The following is a 25,167-nucleotide window of genomic DNA, read 5'->3' on the forward strand; positions in this document are numbered from 1 at the left end:
TCCCGCGCCTCAGGCGCCCAGGCGCATCCACTTGTCGTTGCGCACCCGCCAGGACAGGGTTGCGGCGCGGGCCAGCATGAACCCGAGCCCGAAGGCCACCCAGATCCAGGCGACGGCGGAGACCCCGGGGTGCTCGAAGAGCGTGACGATAAACAGCATCGGCAGGTAGGCGGCCAGGTTGATCATGCCGGCGACCGCCAGGTAGCGTGCATCCCCGGCGCCGATGAGCACGCCGTCCAGCACGAAGACGAGCCCACACACCGGCTGTGACGCGGCGAGGATCCAGACCCCGACCATGGTCGCCTGGCGCACCGAGTCATCCGAGGTGAACAGCGCACCCACAAAGGGGGCAATGACAGCCAGCACCGCGCCGGTCGCCACCCCGAAGTACACGCCCCAGCGGCACATGGTCTTGGTGAGCAGGTTCGTCCGGCCCGCATTCCCGGCGCCCAGTTCCTTGCCGATGAGCGCCTGCGCGGCAATGGCCAGCGCATCCAGGGCGAAGGCCATGAAGGTGAAGATGGTGAAGACCAGCTGGTGCGCCGCAAGCGTGAGCGCCCCCTGTCCGGTGGCAACCCAGACCGTGGCGAGCAGGGCCAGGCGCAGCGACAGCGTGCGCAGCATCAGCCAGGATCCGACCTGCCCGGTGCCCAGCACCCCGCGCCCGTGCGGCGCCAGCGACTGTCCGGCCTTGCGGATCCGCGGGACCAGCATCCACAGATAGACCGCCGCCATCCCCCACTGCGCGATCGATGTGCCCAGTGCGGCACCGGCGACGGACATGCCCAGCGGGTAGACCAGGATGAAGTTCAGTGGGATGTTGGCGGCGAAGCCGAACCCGGCCACGTACAGCGGGGTCTTGGTATCCTGCATGCCGCGCAGCACCCCGGTCGCGGCGAGCACCAGCAGCATCGCGGGGATGCCGAAAGTGGAATATTGGATGTAGTCCACCGCGAACCCGCGCACCTCACCCTCGGCGCCCATGGCGGCTGCCAGCGTCGGGGCCCCGAAGAACCCGGCCAGCGCCAGGACCACGCCCAGGCCGACGGCAAGCCAGATCCCGTCGCGCCCGGCGGCCATGGCCTTGCCCATGTTTCCAGCACCGATGGCCCGCGCCACCGCGGGGGTGGTGGAGTATGCCAGGAACACCATGAGTCCCACGGCGGTCTGCAGGACCGTGGTCCCCAGCCCGGCGCCGGCCAGCTCGTTGATGCCCAGGTGCCCGATGATGGCCATGTCCGCCAGCAGGAAGAGCGGCTCGGCGATCAGTGCGCCGAGCGCGGGAACCGCCAGCGCCAGGATGGTTCGTCCCAGCCCACGCGCGGAGTCGGGGGCCGTGACCTGGTTTTTGGCGGCTTCTTTCACCACTCCAGACTACCGGGGGCACGGTCCGGGACGGGTGCCAAGGATTTTTCCCATGTGGCGTGACGCAAATAGGTTTGCGTTACAACCTATTTGCAGATGCACCATGGTTTGCCGCGCGGTCCACCGCCACCACCGAAGGGAACGCACCATGAACACGAACCAGCCAGCCACACCGGAACCGGCACTCGACCCCCTGCCGCCCTGACATCGATGAACCAGGCCGTCCTCTGCACCGCGGTGGCCGGAATCCGGTCCGGCTCCGAGATCCGCGGGGATTCCAAATTCGCCGGCATGGCCTACGGGATGAGCTGGATGGGAGGATTCCTGGTCGTCGCGCTGTTCTCCATCGCCATCTCCCGGCTTCTGGCCGGCACGGACCAGCTGGTCACCGGCTGGCTGATCAATTCCGTGGCCATCCTCGTGGTGGGCATCATGTACATGGCCGGCGCCGCGATCTTCGGCGACCGCCCGATGTTCCTTCTGGGCGCCTGCTTCACGGTGCTCAACGCCGCAGGCCTCATCGCCGGGGCGCAGGCCTTCATCTCGATCTTCGCCATCGGCGGCCCGATTCTCTTCCTCGCCGCCGGCATCCTTGCCCTGGTTCGCCGCCGCGCTTCCTCCCCGGGGGCGAAGTAGCCATGGCCGAGTTGGATCCACTCATCCACGCGGATGCCCGGTTGCGGGTCATGTCGGCGCTGAACACCCTGGGGCCGAAGGAATCCATGGCGTTTCCCAAGCTGCGCGAAATCCTGACGATGACCGCGGGCAACCTTTCGACGCACCTGCGCAAGCTGGAGGACGCCGGATACATCTCCCAGGAGAAGGTCCTCGAGGGCCGAAGCCCCGCCACCTATGTCGGCGTCACCGCCCGGGGCGTCGCCGCGTTCGAGGCCTACAAGGCCCAGCTCATCCAGCTGCTCTAGATGCGCGCAACCCGGCCGGCCGCGGGCGTCACGTCACGAATCCCGGCCCCCCTGCACCGATCGTGCCCCGGGGCCTGCCCGGAAGGACGGAGGCAGCCCCTGCGCTTTCCCCCGGATGCAGCAAGCCCCGTCCATTGCCGGACGGGGCTTGCCGTTAACTACTCAGAGACGATGCCCTAGATCGCAGAAGCGATCCAGATTACCAAGGCAACGGCGACGAGAACGCCTACGATTGTCCATACAAGGTTGCTTCCACGCATGTGGTCCACTTCCAATCTCTTCGTTGTTACTTCTCAATATGGGTATACAGAGAACTTCTTCAGCATAACGGGTGGCGCCGCCGGAGCCATCACGATTTGCACGGACTCGCCGGGAAAACCCGTCCTCGGGCCAGCTTGCCCCGCAAGCCTAGGGGTGCCGATGCAACCCGCCCAGGGCCAGCAGCGCCGCCAGCACCAGCAGGGACACCACCGAGACCACCAGCCCCGGCCAGTCCCCGGCCTTGAACGCCAGCCCGATGGCCCAGCCAAAGATCGAGGACCCGGAGTAGTAGGCCAGGTTGTACAGGCTCGCGGCCTGCGCCCGGCCCCCGACACCCAGCATCGGGATCCACCCGCTGGCCACCGAGTGCGCGGCAAAGAACCCTGCGGTGAACACCAGCAGCCCGGCAATGATCGCGGGCAGGTAGTCGGCCAGCGTCACCGCCAGCCCGGCGGCCATCAACCCGATGGAGGCCAGCAGCACCGGCAGCCGCCCGAAGCGGGCCACCATCGCACCGGATTGCCTCGAGGACCACGTGCCCGAGAGGTACGCGATGAACACCAGCGAGGCCAGCGAGGCGGGGATCAGGAACGGGGCGGCCTCGAGCCGGAATCCCAGGTAGTTGTAGACGGCCACGAAGCCTCCCATGAGCAGGAACCCCTGTGCGTAGAGCACCAGCAACTGCCCCTTGTGCAGGTTCATCCACAGCTTTTTCCACAGGGGTATGCGGTTCGGGCTGCGCCAGGGCACCGGGGTGAAGCCGCGCGGCTTGGGCGCCACCGCGATGAACACGCCGGCGGCGATCGCCGCCATGATCGAGACCACCAGGGTGCCCAGGCGCCAGGAAACGAACTCGCTCAGCGGACCGGCCACCAGCCGCCCGGCCAGCCCGCCCAGGGTGGTGCCGGAGATGTAGGTGCCGGCGGCAACGGCCGAATGCAGCGGCGAAACCTCCTCGGAGAGGTAGGCCAGGGCGACCGCGGGGATCCCGCCCAGGGCCAGGCCCTCGATGAAGCGCAACGCCAGCAGCACCTCGAAGCCCGGGGAGAACGGGACCGCGAGGCCCAGCACCACGGCCGCGAGCACCGCGATGGTCATGGTGCGCAACCGGCCCATGCGGTCGGCCAGCAGCGACCAGAAGAGCACCGAGGCGGCCAGGCCCAGGGTCGCGGCGGAGACCGCCAGCGCCGCGTCGGCCTCGGACACCGCCAGGTCCCGGGCCAGCTCCGGCAGCACCCCCTGCACCGAATACAGCTGGGAGAAGGTGGCGACCCCGGCGGCGAAGAGCGCCAGGATCATGCGGCGGTAGCCGTCGCTGCCGTGGATGTGGCCGTGCCAAGGTCCACCCCGGCCGGGGTCGTTGCTCACGTGCGCTTGCCGTTCCTCTTCGTGGCTGGCTCCGGGGAGCCGGGTGGATCCGGGCGGCTACTGCTGGATCAGCGGCAGCAGCGTGTAGGACAGGGACAGCGCCACCGCGTTGTTGAACACGTGCAGCACGTAGGAATACGCCAACGACTTGCCGGTGAGCACGTAGGCCACCGACATCATGATGCCCAGCGTCGTGTACGGAATCGCGCTGGTCACATCGAAGGACCCGGAGCCGATGAAGTGCAGCGCAGTGAAAAGCACCACCGAGATCGCCACGCAGACCCACACGTTGAGCCGGCGGCTGAGCTTGCCGATGAGCAGGTGGCGGAAGATGTATTCCTCCACGAACGGGCCCAGGATCGCGGTGACCACGAACATCGTGATGAACGGGACCGCGCGCGTCATGCCCTCCAGGGCCAGCTGGTTTTCGCTTTTGACCGGGTTGCCCATTGACACCAGCACGACGGCGCTGACGATCAGGGACCCCAGCCAGCCGCCGGGCACCATCAGGGCCTTGGCCCACGGGTGGTACTTGAAGGTGGCAAACGAGCTGCGCAGTGTCTCGAAGCCCATGATGATCGCGCCGGTGAACACCACCACGTACATGATCAGGTTCACCCCGAACAGCGCGGATTCCTGGTCCTGGAAGGCCTCGATGAACCCCGGGACCAGGGCCAGCAGCCCGGCGGCGCCGAAGACGAACAGCGCCAGGTAGATGCCCACCACCACCAGGTCCCCGCGCCGCAGGGGTCCGGCGTCGAAGACCGGTTGCCGCTTTTTCGGCGGCGGGGCGAATGGGTACGGGACGGGCGGCTGGTGCATGGTTTCCACCCTATCGACCTTGGGCACCCCGGCGTGTGCGCCGCCCCGCGGCGGAGCTACTGGACCCGCAGGCCCAGCTCGTTTGCCAGGATCGGGGCCAGGTCCATGAGCTGCTCGAAGCTGACCGTGGCGCCCTTGAGCGCGGAGATACCCGAGAGCGTGCGCAGCCGCGCGCCGCGCAAATCCACGTCCTTGAGCTTGGCGCCGTTCAGCGCCAGGGTGTCGATGGTGCAGTCGATGAAGGTGACCCGCTCCAGGTTCGCTCCCCCGGCGTCGAGCTCGTCGATGTGAACATCGCGGAATTCGACGTCCTTGATCTTCGCGCGGCGCAGGTTCAGGTAGCCGAGCTTGGCGCGTTCGAACTTCACCGAGCGGAAGGTGGAGCCGTAGAGTTCCGCCGATCCGATGCGCCCGCCGATGACCGCGGTGTTCCACCAGCCGGAGTCCGGGGCCTCGAGCACCGGGGCGTTGACCTCCTCGATGCGGCAGTCCCCGAATGTCACCCGCGCCATGGGTGCGCCCTGCAGGGAGACCGCGCGGAAGATGCATTCGGTGAAGACCGCGTCCTCCAGGTCCACCCCATCGGCATCGTCGGATTCGAAGAGCAGGGACTCGGCGCGGCCATCCAGATCCAGCCCCGTCAGGTCCCCCGAGCCGGTGGTGGCCGGTTCCTTGAAGGCGGGCAGGCGGGGGGCTTTCACGGATGCAGGCATGGGCAATAGCTTATGCGGCGGCGCGGACGATTCCCGCCGAAGCGCACGTTGGCTTTCTCACCGGCAGGCGGCTTGGCGTCACCGGGTCCGGTGGCCCCATCCCCGGGGCATCCGCCGCCCGCCGTGCCTACCTGCCGGTGGCGAAGACGGGGTTCTTCTCCAGTTCGCCGGCCAGCCGGGGTGCCAGCGAGGCGGAGAAGTCGTGGGAGAGGTGGGATTGGTCGTAGTAGGTGATCAGCGAGCCGATGACGGCGAAGCAGGTTTCCTCCGAGCAGATCGAATCGGTCAGGTCCGCGCGCACGATGCCGGCCGGGGCCGAGTCGGCTTCCAGCGCCCTTTGCAGGTTGTGCCGGATCGACAGGCCCTGCTTGCGGGTCACCGAGCAGGCCAGCGGGTCACCGGGGTTCGAGGCCACGCAGGTGGGCACGTTCTTGTTGCCCAGCCGCGGCACCTCGCCGATCACCGCGACGGTCTTGCCGGCGTCGGTCCATTGCTTCCAGAGTCTGGTGAAGCCCTCGGTGGCCGGATCCTTGAACTCGTAGCCCGGGGAGGAGATCCAGCTGCGCTTGTTGCCCTGCGCGGCGACGATGACCGCGTCGATGCCCGGATCCGCGGCGAGACCCGGTCCCAGCGCGCGCACCGATTCGGTGCACAGGCGTTCGGCCGCGCCGCTGAGCTTCTCCGCACCCTTGAGCGCGGCAACCGAGGGCGAGCAGCCGGAGCGGATGTGCGTGACCAGTTCCCAGTCGCGCGCCTTGGCGATCACCGCCAGGGCCGGCAGCCAGGCCGAGGCGTGGGAGTCCCCCACCACGGCCACGCGCAGCGTGGGGTTGGCGGTGTTGCCCAGCCGGCAGCTGGACTCGCCCACCTGCAGCGTGTCGGTCTCGCAACCCGGGAACAGGGGGGCACGCACCTGCTGGGACACCGCGACCGCCGAAGGGTAGGGGGCGAAGTCCGAGGCCACGGGCAGGCAGTCCTTGGGGTGTTCCATGGTTCCGGCGCCGTAGCACTTCGAACTGACATCCATCCGGGGCAGGTTGGAACTTTGCGCGGAGGCGGCGGTTCCCGCCCAGGCCAGGGAGGCCAGCACCAGCATCCCGGCCAGGGCGAAGACGAACGCGTTGCGCACCGGCTTCAGCCACGTCCCGAAGCGCAGCGGGTCCTCGATGAGCAGCTGGCAGATCCAGGCCAGGGCCAGGGTCAGCGCCAGGATGCCGGCCTCGTGGTACCACTTGGGTTCGGTGTGCAGCACAAACGGCGCGACGATGATCAGCGGCCAGTGCCACAGGTACGCGCCATAGCTGATGTCCCCGACCCAGCGCGCGGGCCGGATCGAAAGCCAGGTGGAGTGGGAGAAGATGCGCAGCCCGGGCCTTTCGGTGCCGCTGGCCGCAAGCACCGCGGCGGTGCCGAGCACCGGAACCAGCGCCATGGTGCCGGGGAAACGGGTCTCGGTGGGGATCAGCACCGCGCCGGCCAGCAGGGCGGCCAGGCCTCCCCAACCGAGCAGGAACCCAAGCGCACCGCCGATCCCGCGGTTCACGCAGAGCAGCGCCACGATGCCGCCGGCGGCGAATTGCCAAGCCCGCCCGGCGGTGTCGAAGTAGGCCGCCTGCGGGCTGGCAGCGGTGACCCAGAGCCCGTAGGCGAAGGAAAGCACCATGATCGCGCCGATGACGCCCAGGAAGAGCTGCCGGGTGCCGGGCCCGGCGAAGGTGTGCCTGCCGATGCCGGCCCGTGGCCCGAATCGGGGCAGCAGCCTCCCGGCGATGAACGCGCCGCCCAAGAGCAGCAGCGGCCAGGCGAGGTAGAACTGTTCCTCCACCGAGAGCGACCAGTAGTGCTGCACCGCGGTGGCCATCTGCCCGGCGGCGGAGTAGTCCGTGGCGTCCAGAACCAGCGCCCAGTTCTCCACGTAGAGCCCGGAAGCGGCAATGTGCTTGAACATCGTGCCGTGCTCGGTGGCGGGGATGAAGAAATACACCAACCCGGCGCTGGCCAGCAGCACCGTGAAGGCCAGCGGCAGCAGCCGGCGGATGCGCCTGGCCCAGAACGTTGCCAGCTTGATGGTTCCGGTGGCGCGCATTTCCCGGAACAGGTGCGCGGTGATCAGGTACCCGGAAATCACGAAGAACATGTCCACGCCGATGAATCCGCCGCTGAGTGCGCCGGGGCGCAGGTGGTGGATGACCACCATCAGCACGGCGATCGCGCGCAGCCCTTGGATGTCGGCCCGGAACCCCATCGACGATCCGCGCCCGGCGGCCTGCGGGGCCTTCACGGACGGGGCATTGCGCGGGGTTTGTTGCGGGGCGGAGCCGGTTGAAACTGTCACTCGCGCAAGCCTAGCCCATCGGTCGTGCGCACTGATCTCGTCGCTGAAAGTGATAGTAAGGGCGGTGTTCCGCGGTCAAGGCCCGATCAATCATTGTGTGACCGGGCACGGGCCCGAAATCGGCAACCCGGACCAAACGTAGGTGGCCCCAGGTGCAATGGATGTTGAATCCATCGCGCCCGGGGCCACCAGCGAGCCAGTGGGTGCTAGCCGTTGGCGTCCAGCCGGGACTCGGCCGCGCCGGGCTCAATGCCCGTCAGCACCGGGGCTCCGCCGCCGGCAGCTTCCGCGTCGACGTTCTCGGCCGGGCCGGCGAACTGCGACTGGTAGAGCCGGTAGTACGCACCGCGGGCCGCGAGCAGCACCTCGTGGTTGCCCTGTTCCACGATCTTGCCCTCTTCCATCACCAGGATGGTGTCGGCATCGCGGATGGTGGAGAGCCGGTGCGCGATCACGAAGCTGGTCCGGTCGCTGCGCAGCGCCGCCATGGCCTTCTGCACCAGCAGCTCGGTGCGGGTGTCCACCGAGGAGGTCGCCTCGTCCAGGATCAGCAGCGACGGGTTGGCCACGAACGCGCGGGCGATCGTGATCAGCTGCTTCTCGCCGGCCGACACGTTGGTGCCTTCCTCGTCGATGACCGTCTCGTAGCCCTCGGGCAGTGCGCGGACGAACCTGTCCACGAAGGTGGCCTTGGCCGCCTCGATGACCTCTTCGTCCGTGGCCTCCAGGCGCCCGTAGCGGATGTTCTCCAGGATGGAGCCGCCGAAGAGCCACGCGTCCTGCAGCACCATGCCGACCTTGGAGCGCAGGTCGGCGCGGCTGATCTGGGTCACGTCCACCCCGTCCAGGGTGATGCGCCCGGAATTCAGTTCGTAGAAGCGCATGACCAGGTTCACCAGCGTGGTCTTGCCTGCGCCGGTGGGTCCGACGATGGCCACGGTGTGCCCGGGGTGCGCCTCGAAGGACAGGTCCTCGATGAGCGGCTTGTCTTCCGAGTAGGAGAAGGTGACGTGCTCGAACTCGACGTGGCCGTCGGTGCGCGCCGGAAGCGACGCCGTGACGGTGTCCTCGTCCTGCTCGTCGGCATCCAGCAGCTCGAAGGTGCGCTCCGCGGAGGCCACGCCGGACTGGAGCATGTTGGCCATGCCGGCCATCTGCCCCAGCGGCTGGGTGAACTCGCGCGAGTACTGGATGAACGCGGTCGCGTCGCCCAGGGACATCTGCCCCGAGGCCACGCGCAGCCCGCCGACCACGGCGATGCCGACGTAGGCCAGGTAGGAGATGAAGTTCATGACCGGGAAGATCATGCCGGAGACGAACTGGGCGCCGAAGGATGCCTTGTAGAGCTCCTCGTTCTTCTCGTGGAAGCGGTCGAGCATGTCCTGCTCGCGGCCGAAGACCTTCATCAGGTCGTGGCCGGAGAAGGACTCCTCGATCTGCCCGTTCAGCGCGCCGGTGTTCTTCCACTGCGCGGTGAACAATCCCTGGGCGCGGGAGCCGATGACACCCGCGGCGACCGCGGACAGCGGCAGTGCGATGAGCGCAATCAGCGCCATCTGCCAGGAGATGATGAACATCATGATGATGATGCCGATGACCGTCAGCAGCGACTGCACCAGCTGGCTGATCGCCTGCTGCAGCGCGTTCTGGATGTTGTCCACGTCGTTGGTGACCCGCGAAAGCAGGTCCCCGCGCTGGCGGGTGTCGAAGTAGTTCAGCGGCAGCCGGTTGAGCTTGGTTTCCACGTCGCGGCGCAGGCCGTAGACGACCTTCATGACCAGGCGGTTCAGCAACCAGCCCGAGGCCCACATGAACAGCGAAGCCACGAAGTACATGGAGAGCACGATGAGGATATAGCGGCTCAGCAGCGGGAAGTCGATGCCCACGCCGGGGATGAGGTTCATCTTGGACATCATCTCGGCCAAGTCGTTCTGCCCGGAGGCGCGCAGCCCCTCAACGACCTGCTCCACCGGGACGTTGGCGGGCATGTTCCCGCCAATGGCTCCGGCGAAGATCACGTCCATGGCCTGGCCCAGGATCTTCGGTGCGATCACCGAAAGCACCACGCCGGCGGCCGCCAGCAGCAGGACCACGGTCATGCCGAGTTTTTGCGGGGCCAGCAGCCCCACCAGGCGCTTGGCCGAGGGCCAGAAGTGCTTGGCCTTGCGGACCGGCATCGAGTCCCCGAACATGTCGGAGGCCCCTGCCGTGTCGAACTCGTCGATCTCGTCGGTTGGTTCCACGACCGCTGTCGTTTCCTTCTTGGTACGTTTTGCCATTTAGGCCACCTCCTCCACTGCCAGCTGGCTGGTCACGATTTCCTGGTAGGTTTCCGAGGATTCCAGGAGTTCCTCGTGCGTTCCGCGGGCCACGATTTCGCCGTGGTCCAGGACCAGGATCTGGTCGGCCGAGGTGATCGTGGAGATGCGTTGGGCGACGATGATGACGGCCGCATCCTTGGTGGGTTCCTTCAGCGCGGCCCGCAGGTGCGCGTCGGTTGCCACGTCGAGGGCGGAGAAGGAATCGTCAAAGAGGTAGACCTCGGGTTTCGCGGCCAGGGCCCGGGCGATGCACAGGCGTTGGCGCTGTCCTCCGGAGACGTTGGTGCCGCCCTGGGAGATCTTCCCGTTCAGGCCGTCCTCGCGTGCTGCGACGAAGTCCTCGGCCTGGGCGGTGCGCAGGGCGTCCCACAGCTCCTCGTCGCTGGCGTGCTCCGCGCCGAAGCGCAGGTTGGAGGCCACGGTTCCGGAGAAGAGGTAGGGGCGCTGCGGGACGGTGGCCACCGAGGCGGAAATCTGCGCGCGGGTCAGCTTGGTGACAGGGGCCCCGCCCATCAGCACCTGGCCTTCCCTCGCGTCGTAGAGCCGCGGGATCAGGTTCAGCAGCGTGCTCTTGCCCGAGCCGGTTGACCCGACGATGGCGGTGGTTTCGCCGCGACGGGCGGTGAAGGAGATGTTGTTGAGCACCGGCGCCTCGGCACCGGGGTAGCCGAAGGTGACGTTGCGGAACTCGATGGTTCCGGGGGCGTCCATCTCGGTCACGTGCTCGTGCTGGTCGGTGAGCGACGGGGCCATGGTGGTGACCTCGTCGATGCGCTCGGCACAGACGATGGCACGGGGAATCATCATGGCCATGAAGGTTCCCATCATCACCGCGATGAGGATCTGCAGCAGGTACTGCAGGAAGGCGGTCAGCGCGCCGACCTGCATTTCGCCCGTCTCCACGCGGTGCCCGCCGAACCACAGCACGGAGGCGGTGGCGATGTGCAGGATCATGCCGATCAGCGGGAACATCAACACGAAGAGGTTGCCGACCTTCACGCCCACGCGGGTGAGCTTGGCGTTGGCTTCCTCGAAGCGCTCGGTCTCGTGGGGTTCGCGCACGAAGGCACGCACCACGCGGATGCCGGTGATCTGCTCGCGCAGCACCCCGTTGATCCCGTCGATGCGGTCCTGCATCTGGCGGAAGAGCGGCATCAGGAAGATGACCAGGACGCCGACGACCACCAGCAGGACGGGCACGGAGACCCAGACCAGCCAGGACAGGCCGACGTCCTCGCGCAGCGCCATGATGATGCCGCCGATGCACATGATGGGGGCGGAAACCATGAAGTTCAGGCCCATCAGCACCAGCATCTGCACCTGCTGTACGTCGTTGGTGCCGCGGGTGATCAGCGTTGCGGCGCCGAACTTGTTCACGTCCTGCGCGGAGAACCCGGTGACGGCGTCAAAGACGGAATGGCGCAGGTCGCGGCCGATGGCCATGGCGGTCTTCGCGCCGAAGTACACGGCGGCGATGGCCGTGAGCACCTGGACGAATGCGACGGCAAGCATCACGCCGCCGGTGCGCCAGATGAAGTCGGTGTCGCCCTTGACCACGCCGGTGTCGATGATGCGGGCGTTGAGGCTGGGCAGGAAGAGTGTGGCGATGGTGGTGGCGAGCTGGAAGAACAGCACGGCGGCAATCCACCACTTGTAGGGTTTCGAATGTCTAAGTATGAGCTTTAAGAGCATCAGGCAGTGTCCTCATGATTTTTTAGCCGCACGAATCCACCATGGTTTGGTGGCCCCGCGAGGGCGGCAACGCGGCATTTTTCAGCCAAGCATTGGTCACTCTACCCTCGATGCCCCACGGTTTGACCCTCCCTAAGACTGACTTTTTGCCCCCCGCGTACATCGCGCGCGGTATGCGGGCCCGATCGGTGCCCCGACGGGTGTGCAATGCGTGGTTTTCACCCTCGTTCACCCCTTGTTGGTCCGCCACACAAGCAATAGGATGAAATTGAATTATCAGGATGTGGAAACGAATGGAGTCGCTTGTGTCTGAACTTTCATCACCGCTGGCCGTTGGGCAGCGCGCACCGCAATTCACCTTGGCCGATGCCACCGGCCGGCAGGTCTCGCTGGGCGACTACGCGGGCAAGAACGTCGTCGTGTACTTCTACCCCAAGGCGGCCACCCCCGGCTGCACCACCGAGGCCTGCGACTTCCGGGACAACCTGAACTCGCTGCGGGGCGCCGGGTACGAGGTCCTGGGCATCTCCCCGGACCAGGGCGAGGCCCTGGCCTCGTTCACCGCTGCCGAATCGCTGAACTTCCCGCTGCTTTCGGATCCCGATTTTGCGGTGGCCACCGCCTACGGCTCGTACGGGGAAAAGGAGTTCAACGGCAAGAAGTCCTCCGGCACGCTGCGCAGCACCGTGGTGGTCGACGGCGACGGCCTGGTCTCGCTGGCCGAGTACAACGTCGCCGCCGGCGGGCATGTGGCCCGTCTGCGCGAGGAACTCGGCATCTAGCCGCTTCCCTGCCTCCCCGCTACAGGAGTTCGGGGATGTCTGCGGGATGGACCGGGGCGATGCGTTCCGGTTCGTCCGGCATCCCGAAGTGCGTGGCCAGCTGCGCCAGCTGCCGGCATTCGAACCCGCTCCAGGTTTCGATGCCGCGCACGGAGCCATCGGGCAGCGTGATCCACAGCTGGTCGCGCGCGCGTTCGTCCCCGCCTGCGTCCCAGGCGACGTGGCGCAGGATGCCGGTGTCCCGGGGCACCACGTGGCTGGGGCCCCGGGTGCGTTCGAGGACCAGGCCCGCCTCGTAGACGTGGCCCAGCAGGATCCCGCGGATGCCCTCGCGGTCCCGGAAGAGCATCCGGTAGCCGCACACCGCCACGAACCCCAGCCCCAGGACGCTCAGTGCCAACCCGCCCAGCTTCAATCCGGGCACCGCGGGATGGGCGCGCACCAGGAACATGATGCTGGCGGTGGCGACAATCAGCCCGACGACCAGGCCTGCGGCGTTGTTGACCAACGACTTGCGGTCTTCCTCGCGTTCCAGCTGCAGGGTGTAGAGCCATCGCCCCAGGTCGGCGTCTTCGGCCTGCCCGCGGGCACGGGCGGTGGTTTCCCAGCCGCCGCCCTGGATGGTGCTCATCGCCGGGACCCGCGGGGCGCGCCGGCAGATGGCGCACCTCTGCGGAAGGCTGGATCGGGGTGGATGAGGGGTGGCAAAGCAACGCATGATGGGTGCCTCATGCTGCGAGGGTAGCAGAGGCGCGGGGGAAAGTAACCGGCTTGGCGCCGGACCCCGGGCGGCCCGCTGCCGCGGCGCCGCCGGGCACCGTCGCCGCAACACAACCGCACCCCCGCAAGGTGCTTGCGGGGGCGGGTGCGGGCGCCGGGTGCCGGGTGGCTCAGGCCTCCGGCCCGGAGGCGGAAAGCGCGACTTCGTAGCGCTCGTCGGCCGCATCGCGTGCCGCGGCGATGTCGGCGATGCGCCCGCGGGAGGCGTACCAACCGATCATCAACGCCGGGACAATGACGATGATCGAGGCCACGGTCCAGGTGCCCACCGGCGAGTCGAAGGCCATCAACACGATGACCGCGGCCAGGAAGGCCAGGGTCAGGTACCCGGTGTAGGGCGCCCCGATCATGCGGAAGGCCGGCCGGGCCATTTCCCCGCGCCGGGACAGGCGGTACAGCGCCAGCTGGCAGAGCACGATCATGCCCCAGGAGGCGATGATGCCCAGCGCCGCCATGTTCAGCACGATCTCGAAGGCCTGTGCCGGAACGATCGCGTTGAGCACCACTCCGAGGCCTGCGACCACGGTGGTCAGCGCGATGCCGCCGTAGGGCACGCCCCGCTTGTTCAGCCGCGCGGCGAAGCGCGGCGCGGATCCGGCCAGAGCCATCGAACGCAGGATGCGCCCGGTGGAATACAGCCCGGCGTTCAACGAGGACATCGCCGCGGTGAGCACCACCAGGTTCATGATCGAGTCCATGCCGGCGACGCCGATGGACCCGAAGAACGTCACGAACGGGGATTCGCCGGCCTTGTAGGCACTGTAGGGCAGCAGTAGCGAGAGCAGCACCAGGGAGCCGACGTAGAACACGGCGATGCGGATGATCACGGTGTTGATGGCCTTGGGCATGACCTTCTCCGGGTTTTCGGTCTCCCCGGCCGCGGTGCCGATCAGCTCGATCGAGGCGTAGGCGAACACCACGCCCTGCATCACCACGACCACCGGAAGCAGGCCGTTGGGGAAGAACCCGCCGTTGTCCGCGATCAGCGAGAAGCCGACCTCGTGCCCGGGGACCGGAGACCCGAAGATGACAAAGTAGACGCCCACGGCCAGGAACGCCACCAGCGCGACGACCTTGATCAACGCGAACCAGAACTCCAGCTCGCCGAAGACCTTCACCGAGACCAGGTTCAGCCCCAGCACCAGCAGCAGCGCCGCCAACGCCCAGGTCCACTGCGGGACCGCGCCGATCCACGGCACGTACTTGGCGAAGAAGTTCATGTACAGCGCGATCGCGGTGATGTCCACGATCGCGGTCATGGCCCAGTTCAGCCAGTACAGCCAGCCGGTGACGAAGGCTGCCTTCTCGCCGAAGAACTCGCGGGCGTAGGAGACGAAGGAACCCGAGGAGGGGCGGTGGACGACCAGTTCGCCCAGCGCGCGCAGGATCAGGAACGCGAAGAACCCGCAGACCGCATAGCTGAACATCAATGCCGGGCCGGCGCCGGCCAGCCGGCCGCCGGCACCCATGAACAGGCCGGTGCCGATGGCCCCGCCGATCGCGATCATCTGGATCTGGCGGGATTTCAGCCCCTTGTGCATGCCGGCGTCCTCGGCGGTCAATGCCGACTTCGGCCGGCCGTCGGCCAGGGTGTTTCCGGAACGCGGCGCGGGGCCGGGTGTGGGGTTTTCACGTGTCATGCGCGTGGGCCTCTCGGGGAGTGGATGTCGTGGGGGCTTGCTTGCAAGGTGGTGCGTGATGGCGGAACGGGTCGTGAAGGCCGCGGCGGGGGTGGGCCGCGGGCGGGGCGCCGGTTGCGGGCGGGTGTGCCCGGAAACCGGCGGAGGGAACAGCTATTCGCTGAGGTTGGCCAGGCGCTCGGGGCGCAGCAGCTCGCGCAGCTGGGAGGCCGAGAGCAGCCCGTGTTCCAGGACCAGCTCGGCCACGCCGCGGCCGGTGGACAGAGCCTCCAGGGCGATCTTGGTGGAGGCGGCGTAGCCCAGCTGAACGGTCAGTGCGGTGACCAGGCCGATGGAGTTTTCCACCTGGGCCCGCAGCTTGTCCTCGTGCGCGGTGATCCCGACGATGCACTTGTCGGCCAGCGTGGTGCAGGCGGCCTCGAGGTGGCGCATCGACTTGGTCAGGCTGTGCACGATGATCGGCTCGAAGGCGTTGAGCTGCAGCTGCCCGGACTCTGCGGCCATCGTGATGGTCACGTCGTTGCCGATGACCTCGTAGGCCACCTGGTTCACGACCTCGGGGATCACCGGGTTGACCTTGCCGGGCATGATCGAGGAGCCGGACTGCACCGCGGGCAGGTCGATCTCGCCCAGGCCGGCGCGCGGGCCGGAGGAGAGCAGGCGCAAATCGTTGCAGATTTTGGAGAGCTTGACGGCCACGCGCTTGAGCACCCCGGAGAGGTGCACGAAGGCGCCGACGTCGGCGGTGGCCTCGATCAGGTCGAACGCGGTTTCCAGCTTCAGCCCGGAGATCTCCGCCAGGTGGGTGCAGGCCAGCGCCGAGTAGCCGGCCGGGGCGTTGAGCCCGGTGCCGATGGCGGTGGCACCGAGGTTGATCTCGTGGACCAGCAAGGTGGCCTCGGCCAGCCGCAAGCGGTCCTCGCCCAGGGTCACGGCATAGGAGTTGAACTCCTGCCCCAGGGTCATCGGCACGGCGTCCTGCAGCTGGGTCCGGCCCATCTTCACCACGGTGCGGAACTCGACGGCCTTGGCGGCGAAGGCCGCGCCGAGGTGCTCCATCGCACCGACCAGCGAGGTCGCGGCGAAGATCGTGGCCACGCGCACCGCGGTGGGGTAGACGTCGTTGGTGGACTGGCTGAGGTTCACGTGGTCGTTGGGGTGCAGGTACTGGTATTCGCCCTTGGCGTGGCCCATGAGTTCCAGGGCCCGGTTGGCGATGACCTCGTTGGCGTTCATGTTCGAGGAGGTCCCGGCGCCGCCCTGGATCACGTCGACGACGAACTGGTCGTGCAGCTTGCCGCCGATGATTTCGGCGCAGGCGGCGACGATGGCCTCGGCGCGGGGCGCGTCGAGCAGGCCCAGTTCCAGGTTGGTCCGGGCTGCTGCCTGCTTGACCATGGCCAGGGCCACCACCAGGTTGGTGTTGGTGGACAGCGGCTGGCCGGTGATCGGGAAGTTTTCCACGGCGCGCAGCGAGTGCACGCCCCAATACACGTGCGCGGGAATGTCCCGGTCGCCGATCAAATCGTGTTCGCTGCGGGTGCCCTGGGGGGCCGTGGCCTGCAAGGTGGCGGTGGATTCGTTCATGGCGGGAGGTTCTCCTGTGCTGGGGCGGTGCGTGGGCGATGGATGGTGCGCTGCGTTGGAAGGGCTGTTTTTGGGCACGACAAGGCAGCGCGCGGTGGTGCGTTGTGGGTGGGGCCGTGTTGCGGCCCCGGGAGCGGCGCTAGCTGAGGGGCAGCCCGGACAGGGTGCCGACCGGGTGGCCGCCGCCGAGCACGGGGAGGTTGTTGAAGGGTTCCAGCGGCCCGGGCGCCACGCCCAGGGCCAGCAAGGCGGGGACGGCGGCCGGCATGCGCGCCCGGTCCGACCCGTCGGAGATCTTCAGTGCCACCGCGGAGCCGTCGGGCAGGGCGATGAGCTGGATTCCCTCGAACCCGTCCTTGGCCAGCAGCCCGGGCACGGCCTCCATGAGCGCCGTGACATCGCGCCCGATACCGGCAACCATCAGCGGGTGCGCGCGCATGGCGTCGGCGACCCGGCGTTCGGCGGTGCCCCCGGTGGCCGTGACCAGCCTGGAGAATGCCCTGGCCATGCCGGTCAGGGAGAGTGCGAAGACCTCGGTGCCGCACCCGTCGGTGCTGGTGATGGTCACGTCCTCGCCGGTGAGTTCGGCGACGACCGCCCGGATGAGGGTGGGCAGCGGGTGGTCGTGGTGCAGGTAGGTATCGGTGTCCCAGCCGTTGAGCACGCAAGCGGCCAGCATCGCGGCGTGCTTGCCCGAGCAGTTCTGGGCCAGTTGGGTGGGGCCGTTGCCGGCGTGGATCCACGCGTGGCGTTCGGCGGTCCCGTAGGGCAGGTCGGTGGAGTTGCGCAGCGCCGCGGGATCCAGCCCGGCCTCGGCGAGGATCTTGGCGGCGAGGTCCTGGTGGTCGGCGGAGCCGGAGTGGCTGGCGGCGGCCAGGGCGAGCTGCTCGGCGGGCAGCTCGAGCCCGGCGCGCACCATGGCCACGGCGAAGAGCGGCTTCAGGGCCGAACGCGGGTAGATCCGGGCTCCGGGTTCCCCGCGGGTGAGCACGGTGGTGCCGTGTGGATCCAGGGCCGCCAGGGAGCCGTAGTGGACGCTTTCCACCAGCTGGCCGCGGGTTTGCACGGCGAGCGGAGCGTGGCCGGGGAAATTGGCGAGGTTCACGGTTTGCCCACTCCAAGGATCAGGGTCAGGGCTTCGTCGACGGCGGCCAGGTGTGCGGCCATGGCCTTCCCGGCCGCGGGTCCGTCGCCGGCTTCGATGGCCGCGAGGATCTCGCGGTGTTCGGCGTGCGAGGGGTGCTGGCGGCCGGTGATGAGGTTGATGGTCTCGGACTGGTTGACCATCGCGTCGCGGATGTCGTTGACCACGCGGGCGAAGACGCCGTTGCCGCTGGCCGCGGCGATGGTGGCATGGAAGCTGGCATCGAGCGTGACCCACATTTCCGGGTCGTCCTCGTCTTCCATGGCCTCGATGATGCCGCGCAGCTGGAGAAGCTGGTCGGCGGTGGCGCGGGTGGCGGCGAATTGCGCCGCGGGGATCTCGATGTGCGGGCGTGCCTCCATGAGGCTGCGCGCGGAGAAGGCCCCGAGCACCAGGTCGCCGCCGGCGCGCGGGGCAATGACGAAGGTGCCCTTGCCGGTTTGGGTCTGGGTGAGCCCGAGTGCAGCGCAGGAGCGCAGGGCCTCGCGGATGACCGAGCGGCTGACCGCGTATTGGGCGGCAAGCACCGATTCGGCGCTCAACTTGCTGCCGACGGGCAGTTCGCCGGACTCGATGGCGTCGCGGATGGAGGTAAAGACGGCCTCGGCCGCGCTGACTCTCACGATCGGCTGCGGTCCGGCTGCCCGGCTGTCTGACAGGTTCATGTTCCGACTATGTCACGTCTCACAAAACACTGTCAAGGCGCGCGAGCCCCCACATGCCGCCCGCGGTATTTTCGCGCCGGAACCGGCAGGCCAGACCTTGGCCGCCCTCGGAGCACGCCGTTCGCTGCCGTGAATGTCTCGCGAAAAGACCACGCTGACATGGACAGCGTGCTCCCGGCGGGAATACATTTGGCCTTGTGGATCCGCGGACGAGGCACCCAGCATCCGGCAACGTCCGTTCGCGGCCGGGACGGAAGGCCGAAGCATGAGCTATCAAGCTGTTTTCAGCTCGCTGGAAAAGCAGTTGGAGTGGCAACGCGAGCTGTACAGGCATTTCCACCGCCATCCGGAGCTCGGCCTGCAGGAACACGAGACCTCCGAACGCATCGCGGCCGAACTCGGCACCCTGGGATACGAGATCCAGCGGATCGGCGGCACCGGCGTGGTCGGGGTGCTGGCCAACGGCGACGGACCTGTGGTCCTTGCCCGCGCCGACATGGACGCGCTTCCGGTCACGGAAGACACCGGGCTGGAGTATTCCTCCACCGTCGCGGGCGTCATGCATGCCTGCGGGCACGACATGCACATGGCCACCCTGCTGGGCGCCGCGAAGGTGCTGGCCGACCACCGGGACGCCTGGTCCGGGACGCACATCGCGCTCTTCCAGCCGGCCGAGGAAACCGCCGCGGGAGCCAGGGCCATGGTCGCCGACGGGCTTGTCGACAAGCTGCCGCGTCCCGACGTCGCCCTGGCCCAGCACGTGATGCCCATGGAGGCCGGGATGATCGGCACCACCGCCGGGCCGATCCTCTCCGCCGGCGACAGCCTGAAGATCACCGTCCACGGCCGCGGCGCCCACGGCTCCATGCCGCACAACTCGGTGGACCCGGTGGTGCTGGCCGCCTCGATCGTGTTGAAGCTGCAGACCATCGTGTCCCGGGAGACCCGGCCGGGTCAGTTCGCGGTGGTGACGGTCGGTGCGTCCAACGCCGGGACCACCGCCAACATCATCCCCGACCGGGCCGAACTGAGGCTGAACATCCGCACCTATGACACGGAGCTGCGCAAGCACGTGATGGCCTCCATCGAGCGGATCGTGCGCGGGGAATGCGCCGCGGCCGGTTCCCCGAAGGAGCCGGAGTTCGAGTACTACGACCAGTTCCCGCTCACCAGCAACGATGCCGAGGTGAACGAAACCGTCACCCGGGCCTTCACCGAACACTTCCCCGACGGTCAGGTCCATCGCGCCGACCCGGCCACCGCCTCGGAGGACTTCAGCACCATCCCCGACGCGTTCGGCATCCCCTACACGTACTGGACGGTTGGCTGCGTCCCGGCCGAGGCCTACCGCAAGGCGGTGGCAAGCGGGACGGTGTCCTCCGACATCCCCGCGAACCACTCCCCCTTCTTCGCCCCCGCCATCGACCCCACGCTCGAAACCGCCACCCGCACCCAAGTCATCGCCGCACTGGCCTACCTGGGCAAGAAGAACTGAGAGAAGGAACGTGGAACACCATGAGCGCTGAAACCCACTCCCCGGCGACCACCGCCTGGAAGCCCACCGACAAGTGGCTGTTGGGCATCGTCCTGGCGGTCATCAACTTCTGGCTCTTTGCCCAGACCCTGCTCAACGTCATTCCCGGCATCCGCGGCCAGCTCGGCGTGGAGGAGACCCTGGCGAACCTGGCGGTGTCGGTCACCTCGCTGTTCTCCGGCATCTTCATCGTTGTCGCCGGCGGGTTGGCCGACCGGATCGGCCGGGTCAAGATTCTCTACGCCGGCATCTGGCTGTCCATCGCCGGCTCGCTGCTGATCGCCCTGACCCCGGAAAACCTCGGCGGGCTGACCAGCACCATGCTGCTGGGCGGACGCGTGGTCCAGGGCCTGTCCGCGGCCTGCATCATGCCCTCCTCGATGGCGCTGGTGAAGACCTTCTACGAGGGCAAGGCCCGGCAGCGCGCGCTGTCCTTCTGGTCGATCGGCTCCTGGGGCGGCTCCGGCTTCTGCTCGCTCTTCGGCGGGCTGATGGCTTCCACCTTCCTGGGCTGGCGCTCGATCTTCTGGATCTCCGTGGTGCTTTCGATCCTCGCCCTGTGGCTGCTGCGCGGCACCCCCGAGTCGCGGGCCGAGCGTGATCCTGCCGCCGTGGAGCAGGGCTTCGACTGGGGCGGACTGGTCGCGTTCATCGTGCTGCTGGTCTCGATCAACATCTACATCTCCCAGGGCCCGGCCTTGGGCTGGCTGAGCCTCGCCGGGCTGGGGCTGATCGCACTGGCCGCGGTCTCGGGGCTGGTCTTCCTGTACATCGAGACGCACCGGGCCGGCGCGTTCGTGAACCTGAAGCTGTTCTCCAACGGCACCTTCACCGGCGCCACCCTGTCCAACTTCCTGCTCAACGGCGCGGCCGGAACGCTGATCGTGTCCCTGGGCCTGGTGCAGGTCGCGGCCGGGATGTCCTCGCTGCAATCGGGCCTGCTCACCCTGGGCTACCTGGTGGCGATCCTGGCCACCATCCGGGTGGGCGAGAAGCTGCTGCAGCGCTTCGGCCCGAAGAAGCCGATGCTCTGGGGCTCGATGATCACCGGCGTCGGCATCCTGATGTGCTCGATGACATTTTTGTACATCGACCAGTACATCGTGCTGTCCGTCATCGGTTTCACGCTCTTCGGGGTGGGCCTGGGCTTCTACGCGACACCGTCCACCGACGCGGCGCTCTCCAACGTCCCGGACGCCCAGGTGGGCGCGGCCTCGGGCATCTACAAGATGGCCTCCTCGCTGGGCAACGCGATCGGGGTGGCGATCTCCGCGGCCCTGTACGTGGCCGGCCAGGCCGTCAACCCGGAACTCATCCAGTCCTGGGGCCTGTTCATCGGCCGGCAGGACAATGTCGCGCTGCGCTTCGGCGGGGCCATCGGCCTGCTGTTCAACGTGCTGATGGTGGTCATTGCGATCGCCGCGATCATCGTCACGGTCCCGGCCGAGCCGAAGGACCGCGTGCCGGAGGCCGAGCCGTTCGAACCGCATGACGTCGCTCCCCCGGCGTTCGGCAACTAGCACGGCGCCCGCCACTTGCGGGCGGAAGGAGCCGGGACCAGTTCAAGTGGCGTCCCGGCTCCTTCCGCGTCCCGCGGCGCCCGGCGAGCGCCGACAAGGAGCCCCGGATCACAGGGGAATTAGTTGCGCAACAGCAACTAGTTCAATATAGTTGATACCAATCAACCATCTTCCCCCTTGTTTTGGAGTCCCCTTTTGTCCCAGACACCCAGCGCCACGAAGGCGGCGCCCCAGTTGTCCGAATCGGGCATGACCCACCGCCAGGTGATGCAATCACTGACCGGCCTGCTCATGGGCATGTTCGTCTCGATCCTCGCCGGCACCGTCGTCTCCACCTCGCTCCCGGTCATCATTTCCGACCTGGCCGGCGACCAGACCTCCTACACCTGGGTGGTCACCGCAACCCTGCTGGCCACCACCATCTCCACCCCGATCTGGGGCAAACTGGCCGACCTGTCCAACCGCAAGCTCCTGCTGCAGCTCTCGCTGCTGATCTTCGTGGTCGCCTCGGCCATCGCCGGGTTCTCGCAGGACACCACGATGCTCATCACCATGCGCGTCTTCCAGGGCCTGGGCGCAGGCGGACTGACAGCCCTGACCCAAATCGTCATGGCCGACATCATCTCCCCGCGCGAGCGCGGCAAGTACATGGGCCTCTTCGGCGCCGTCATGGCGCTTGGCACCGTGGGCGGACCGCTGATCGGCGGATTCATCACCGACGCCATCAACTGGCGCTGGAACTTCTTCATCGCCCTGCCCTTCGCGGCCATCGCGATCATCCTGATCCAAAAGACCCTTCACCTGCCCGCGGTGGCCAAGCGCAAGGTGTCCATCGACTACGCGGGCATCGTGCTGCTTTCGGCCGGCGTCTCGGCGCTGCTGATCTGGGTTTCGATGGCCGGCAAGAACTTCGAGTGGGCCTCGGCCACGACCGCATGGATGGTCGGCGGCGCCGTTGCCGCGCTGGCCGCGTTCGTGATCGTGGAATTCAAGGCCGCCGAGCCGATCATCCCGCTGACCATGTTCAAGAACAACACCTTCACCCTTTCGGTGGTCGCCTCGATCTCCGTGGGCGTGTCGATGTTCGGCACCTCGGTCTTCCTGGCCCAGTACATGCAGCTGGCCCGCGGCGCCAACGCCACCCAATCCGGGCTGATGACCATCCCGATGATGGCCGGATTGCTGGTCATCTCCACCATCGCCGGAGCCCTGATCTCCAAGCACGGCAAGTGGAAGGCCATCATGGTCACCGGCTCGGTGCTGCAGCTGGCAGGGCTCTACCTGCTGGGCACCATCCACTACGACACCAACTTCGTACTGGTCTCCACCTACATGTTCGTCCTCGGCGCCGGCCTGGGCATGGTCATGCAGAACCTGGTGCTGATCGTGCAGAACGCCGTCACCCCGGCGGAGATCGGCGTGGCTTCCTCCGGGATCGCGTTCTTCCGCTCGCTGGGCGGCACCATCGGCGTCTCGGTCCTTGGGGCACTGATGGCCACGAAGGTCGCCGACCTCATGGGCGCCAAGAGCGCCGAGCTGGGCGCCGCAATTGCCGCACTCGGGGACAAGGGCAAGGACCTGGCCGCCTCGCTGGCCTCCGGGAACATCCCCGCGGTCCATGCCCTGCCCGATTCGGTCCGTTCCATCATCGAGTCCTCCTACGGCGACGCCGTGGCCTACGTCTTCATGGTGGCGGCCCCGCTGAGCATCCTGACCATCCTGGCCGTGGCCTTCATGCCCAACCTGGAGCTGGGCACCCAGACCCGCCACCAGCGCGCGGAGGCCGAGGCCGCCGAGGCAAACCTGGTTGAGGTCAGCGAGGCTGCCATCGCGGCGACCCCGCGCCTGGACGACGAGAACACCTCGGCGCGCCGCTGAGATGGACGCCGTGGCCGATCACTTCGCCGTCGCGGAACCCTCCAGGGCCGATGACGCCGTCATGGCTCCGCTGATCGACGAGGTCGAGAAGCAATTCGCGACCATGTTCGTCAACGCGCGCAACAGCATCCGGGCCCGGGCCGCGGCCATCGACCCGGAGCTGCCCCCCATGGGGTTCAAGGTGCTCACCATCCTCTCCCGCTCGGGGCCCCGGCAGCAGGGGTGCCTGGCCGAGGAGATGGAGGTGGACAAGGCCATGATGAGCCGGACCATCAAGCAGCTCGACCACCTGGGGCTGGTCGACCGGAGCATGGATCCCAGCGACGGGCGGGCCCTGCTGGTCTCCATGACCGTTGAGGCACGGGCACGCTTCGACGCGAACCTGGCCGACGCCCGCCGGGTGCTCCATGACCGGCTCGCGGAGTGGGAACCGGGCGAGGTCCGCCGCTTCACCGACCTGCTGGCGCGGCTGAACAACTCCCCGCTCTAAACCCCGGGTTTCACAGGTGGTCCCTGTCGGCGGAACAAATCGTTCCGCCGACAGGGACCACTTGCGTATCGGGTAGCGTTTCAGGCAACGTCTCCGGTCCCCCGCACGGGACCACAATCCAAGGACTGCCAACATGGGAATGACCTTCAGCCACGACACCCTGCCCCAACGGGTCCTCTTCGGCACCGGCAAGGCGGCCGAGCACCTTGCGGCGGAGGTGGCCAGGTTCGACGCCACCCGGGTGATGGTGATCGCCGGGCGGCGCGATTCCGGCACCGTTGACGAACTGACCCGACGGCTCCCCGTGGCGCTGCGCTATTCCGACATCGTCCAGCACGTGCCGATCGCCAGCGCGAAGACGGCCCGCGCCGCCGCCCGGGAGAACGGCATCGATCTGCTGGTGTGCCTCGGTGGCGGGTCGGCCGTCGGCCTGGCCAAGGCCATCGCCCTGGACACCGCGCTGCCCATCGTCGCCGTACCCACCACCTATGCCGGATCCGAGGCCACCAACGTCTGGGGCCTGACCGAGGCGGGGCGCAAGACCACGGGTGTCGATGCCCGGGTGCTGCCGGCCACCGTCATCTACGACTCCGCGCTGACTACCTCGTTGCCAATCGGCCTGTCCGTGGCCTCGGGCTTGAACGCCATGGCCCACTGCATCGACTCAATGTGGGGGCCGCGCGCCGACCCGATCAATGCGGCGCTGGCCGCCGAGGGGATCCGGGCCCTTGCCGCCGGGCTGCCGGAAATTGTGGCGGATCCCGCAGGCATCGAGGGACGCGAACAGGCCCTCTACGGCGCGTACCTGTCGGCGGTGGCGTTCGCCTCTGCCGGATCCGGGATGCACCACAAGATCTGCCACGTGCTCGGCGGAACCTACGACATGCCCCACGCCCAGACCCATGCCACGGTGCTGCCCTACGTGCTGGCCTTCAACGCGCCTGCGGCTCCCGGGGCAGAGGCCCGCATGGCAGCGGCATTTGGAAGCCCGACCGCCCTTGGTGGGCTCAACGCGCTACGCTCCCGGCTGGATGCGCCGCGTGCGTTGAAGGACTACGGATTCGCGGCGGCAAACATCCCCGAGGCTGTTTCGCTCATTCTTCCGGCCATTCCGGCCAACAACCCCCGGACCGTCACCGCGGAAGATCTGGCGGGGCTGCTCACCGCGGCGCTCCACGGCTCCGAACCGGCCTACTGAACCGGTCCGGTCCGTCCACGGCGAATAAATGCAGGGAGTGTGCCAGACAGAGTGCCGCGGGCAGATTTGCCAGTCCGCCAGAAATGCGAACCGTCATTCCACGAACTGCGGCATTGACTGACGGATTACGGGATTCAACGCGACCGATG

Annotated in this window: 20 protein-coding genes; 8 read left to right on the top strand and 12 right to left on the bottom strand. The window is 67.7% G+C overall.

Features of this window, described 5'->3' with window-relative positions:
• Positions 1 to 9 precede the first annotated feature (9 nt).
• Complete coding sequence (locus FPY90_RS13595) at positions 10 to 1,365, bottom strand: MATE family efflux transporter (RefSeq protein WP_498681626.1); 1,356 nt, start codon at positions 1,363 to 1,365, stop codon at positions 10 to 12.
• 210 nt (positions 1,366 to 1,575) lie between these two features.
• On the opposite strand from FPY90_RS13595, the gene FPY90_RS13600 reads away from it, so the two are divergent.
• On the top strand, positions 1,576 to 2,001 hold the full coding sequence (locus FPY90_RS13600; protein ID WP_071213736.1) for a hypothetical protein: 426 nt from the start codon (positions 1,576 to 1,578) through the stop codon (positions 1,999 to 2,001).
• Positions 2,002 to 2,003: 2 nt separating this feature from the next.
• Complete coding sequence (locus tag FPY90_RS13605) at positions 2,004 to 2,288, top strand: transcriptional regulator (RefSeq protein ID WP_071213735.1); 285 nt, start codon at positions 2,004 to 2,006, stop codon at positions 2,286 to 2,288.
• A gap of 408 nt (positions 2,289 to 2,696) precedes the next feature.
• Here FPY90_RS13605 and FPY90_RS13610 read toward each other — a convergent pair whose 3' ends face one another.
• From FPY90_RS13610 to FPY90_RS13635, 6 genes are all read right to left on the bottom strand, one after another.
• Positions 2,697 to 3,917: an MFS transporter gene (locus FPY90_RS13610; protein WP_498681629.1), complete on the bottom strand. Its 1,221-nt coding sequence runs from the start codon at positions 3,915 to 3,917 to the stop codon at positions 2,697 to 2,699.
• A gap of 57 nt (positions 3,918 to 3,974) precedes the next feature.
• On the bottom strand, positions 3,975 to 4,739 hold the full coding sequence (locus FPY90_RS13615) for a CPBP family intramembrane glutamic endopeptidase (protein WP_071213733.1): 765 nt from the start codon (positions 4,737 to 4,739) through the stop codon (positions 3,975 to 3,977).
• Positions 4,740 to 4,795: 56 nt separating this feature from the next.
• On the bottom strand, positions 4,796 to 5,440 hold the full coding sequence (locus tag FPY90_RS13620; RefSeq protein ID WP_175475401.1) for a pentapeptide repeat-containing protein: 645 nt from the start codon (positions 5,438 to 5,440) through the stop codon (positions 4,796 to 4,798).
• A 139-nt stretch (positions 5,441 to 5,579) separates the two neighbouring features.
• On the bottom strand, positions 5,580 to 7,787 hold the full coding sequence (locus FPY90_RS13625; protein ID WP_071213731.1) for an acyltransferase family protein: 2,208 nt from the start codon (positions 7,785 to 7,787) through the stop codon (positions 5,580 to 5,582).
• A 206-nt stretch (positions 7,788 to 7,993) separates the two neighbouring features.
• Positions 7,994 to 10,066 carry an ABC transporter ATP-binding protein gene (locus tag FPY90_RS13630; RefSeq protein WP_071213730.1) on the bottom strand — a complete coding sequence of 691 codons (2,073 nt, stop codon included), beginning with the start codon at positions 10,064 to 10,066 and terminating at the stop codon, positions 7,994 to 7,996.
• Positions 10,067 to 11,800, bottom strand: a complete 1,734-nt coding sequence (locus FPY90_RS13635; protein ID WP_498681631.1) for an ABC transporter ATP-binding protein — start codon at positions 11,798 to 11,800, stop codon at positions 10,067 to 10,069.
• 293 nt (positions 11,801 to 12,093) lie between these two features.
• Here FPY90_RS13635 and bcp point away from each other — a divergent pair, with 293 nt between their 5' ends.
• The gene (bcp, locus tag FPY90_RS13640) at positions 12,094 to 12,582 is read left to right on the top strand and encodes a thioredoxin-dependent thiol peroxidase (RefSeq protein WP_071213728.1); all 489 of its coding nucleotides are present in this window, start codon (positions 12,094 to 12,096) and stop codon (positions 12,580 to 12,582) included.
• 19 nt (positions 12,583 to 12,601) lie between these two features.
• Here the strand turns inward: bcp and FPY90_RS13645 are convergent, their stop codons facing one another.
• From FPY90_RS13645 to FPY90_RS13665, 5 genes are all read right to left on the bottom strand, one after another.
• On the bottom strand, positions 12,602 to 13,213 hold the full coding sequence (locus FPY90_RS13645) for a hypothetical protein (RefSeq protein ID WP_071213727.1): 612 nt from the start codon (positions 13,211 to 13,213) through the stop codon (positions 12,602 to 12,604).
• A gap of 259 nt (positions 13,214 to 13,472) precedes the next feature.
• A complete protein-coding gene (locus FPY90_RS13650) occupies positions 13,473 to 15,002 on the bottom strand; it encodes an amino acid permease (protein WP_083411028.1) in 1,530 nt (509 codons plus the stop codon).
• A gap of 153 nt (positions 15,003 to 15,155) precedes the next feature.
• Entirely contained in the window at positions 15,156 to 16,589 is a 1,434-nt protein-coding gene (locus tag FPY90_RS13655; RefSeq protein WP_498681634.1) for an aspartate ammonia-lyase, read from the bottom strand.
• A gap of 139 nt (positions 16,590 to 16,728) precedes the next feature.
• A complete protein-coding gene (locus FPY90_RS13660) occupies positions 16,729 to 17,694 on the bottom strand; it encodes an asparaginase (protein WP_071213725.1) in 966 nt (321 codons plus the stop codon).
• The gene (locus FPY90_RS13665) at positions 17,691 to 18,398 is read right to left on the bottom strand and encodes a FadR/GntR family transcriptional regulator (protein WP_071213724.1); all 708 of its coding nucleotides are present in this window, start codon (positions 18,396 to 18,398) and stop codon (positions 17,691 to 17,693) included. The genes FPY90_RS13660 and FPY90_RS13665 overlap by 4 nt, the downstream gene beginning before the upstream one ends.
• A 265-nt stretch (positions 18,399 to 18,663) precedes the next feature.
• Between FPY90_RS13665 and FPY90_RS13670 the strand changes: the two genes are divergently transcribed.
• The 5 genes from FPY90_RS13670 (at position 18,664) to FPY90_RS13690 (ending at position 25,018) form a co-directional block, all read left to right on the top strand.
• On the top strand, positions 18,664 to 19,893 hold the full coding sequence (locus FPY90_RS13670) for a M20 family metallopeptidase (protein WP_071213723.1): 1,230 nt from the start codon (positions 18,664 to 18,666) through the stop codon (positions 19,891 to 19,893).
• Between the two features lie 20 nt (positions 19,894 to 19,913).
• Complete coding sequence (locus FPY90_RS13675; protein WP_071213722.1) at positions 19,914 to 21,452, top strand: MFS transporter; 1,539 nt, start codon at positions 19,914 to 19,916, stop codon at positions 21,450 to 21,452.
• Positions 21,453 to 21,701: 249 nt separating this feature from the next.
• On the top strand, positions 21,702 to 23,330 hold the full coding sequence (locus FPY90_RS13680; RefSeq protein ID WP_071213858.1) for an MDR family MFS transporter: 1,629 nt from the start codon (positions 21,702 to 21,704) through the stop codon (positions 23,328 to 23,330).
• Between the two features lie 10 nt (positions 23,331 to 23,340).
• Entirely contained in the window at positions 23,341 to 23,820 is a 480-nt protein-coding gene (locus tag FPY90_RS13685; protein WP_498681636.1) for a MarR family winged helix-turn-helix transcriptional regulator, read from the top strand.
• A gap of 133 nt (positions 23,821 to 23,953) precedes the next feature.
• A complete protein-coding gene (locus FPY90_RS13690) occupies positions 23,954 to 25,018 on the top strand; it encodes a maleylacetate reductase (RefSeq protein WP_498681637.1) in 1,065 nt (354 codons plus the stop codon).
• The last annotated feature ends 149 nt before the right edge of the window (positions 25,019 to 25,167 follow it).

This window comes from Arthrobacter sp. C2, assembly GCA_024207135.1.
GTDB lineage: Bacteria > Actinomycetota > Actinomycetes > Actinomycetales > Micrococcaceae > Paeniglutamicibacter.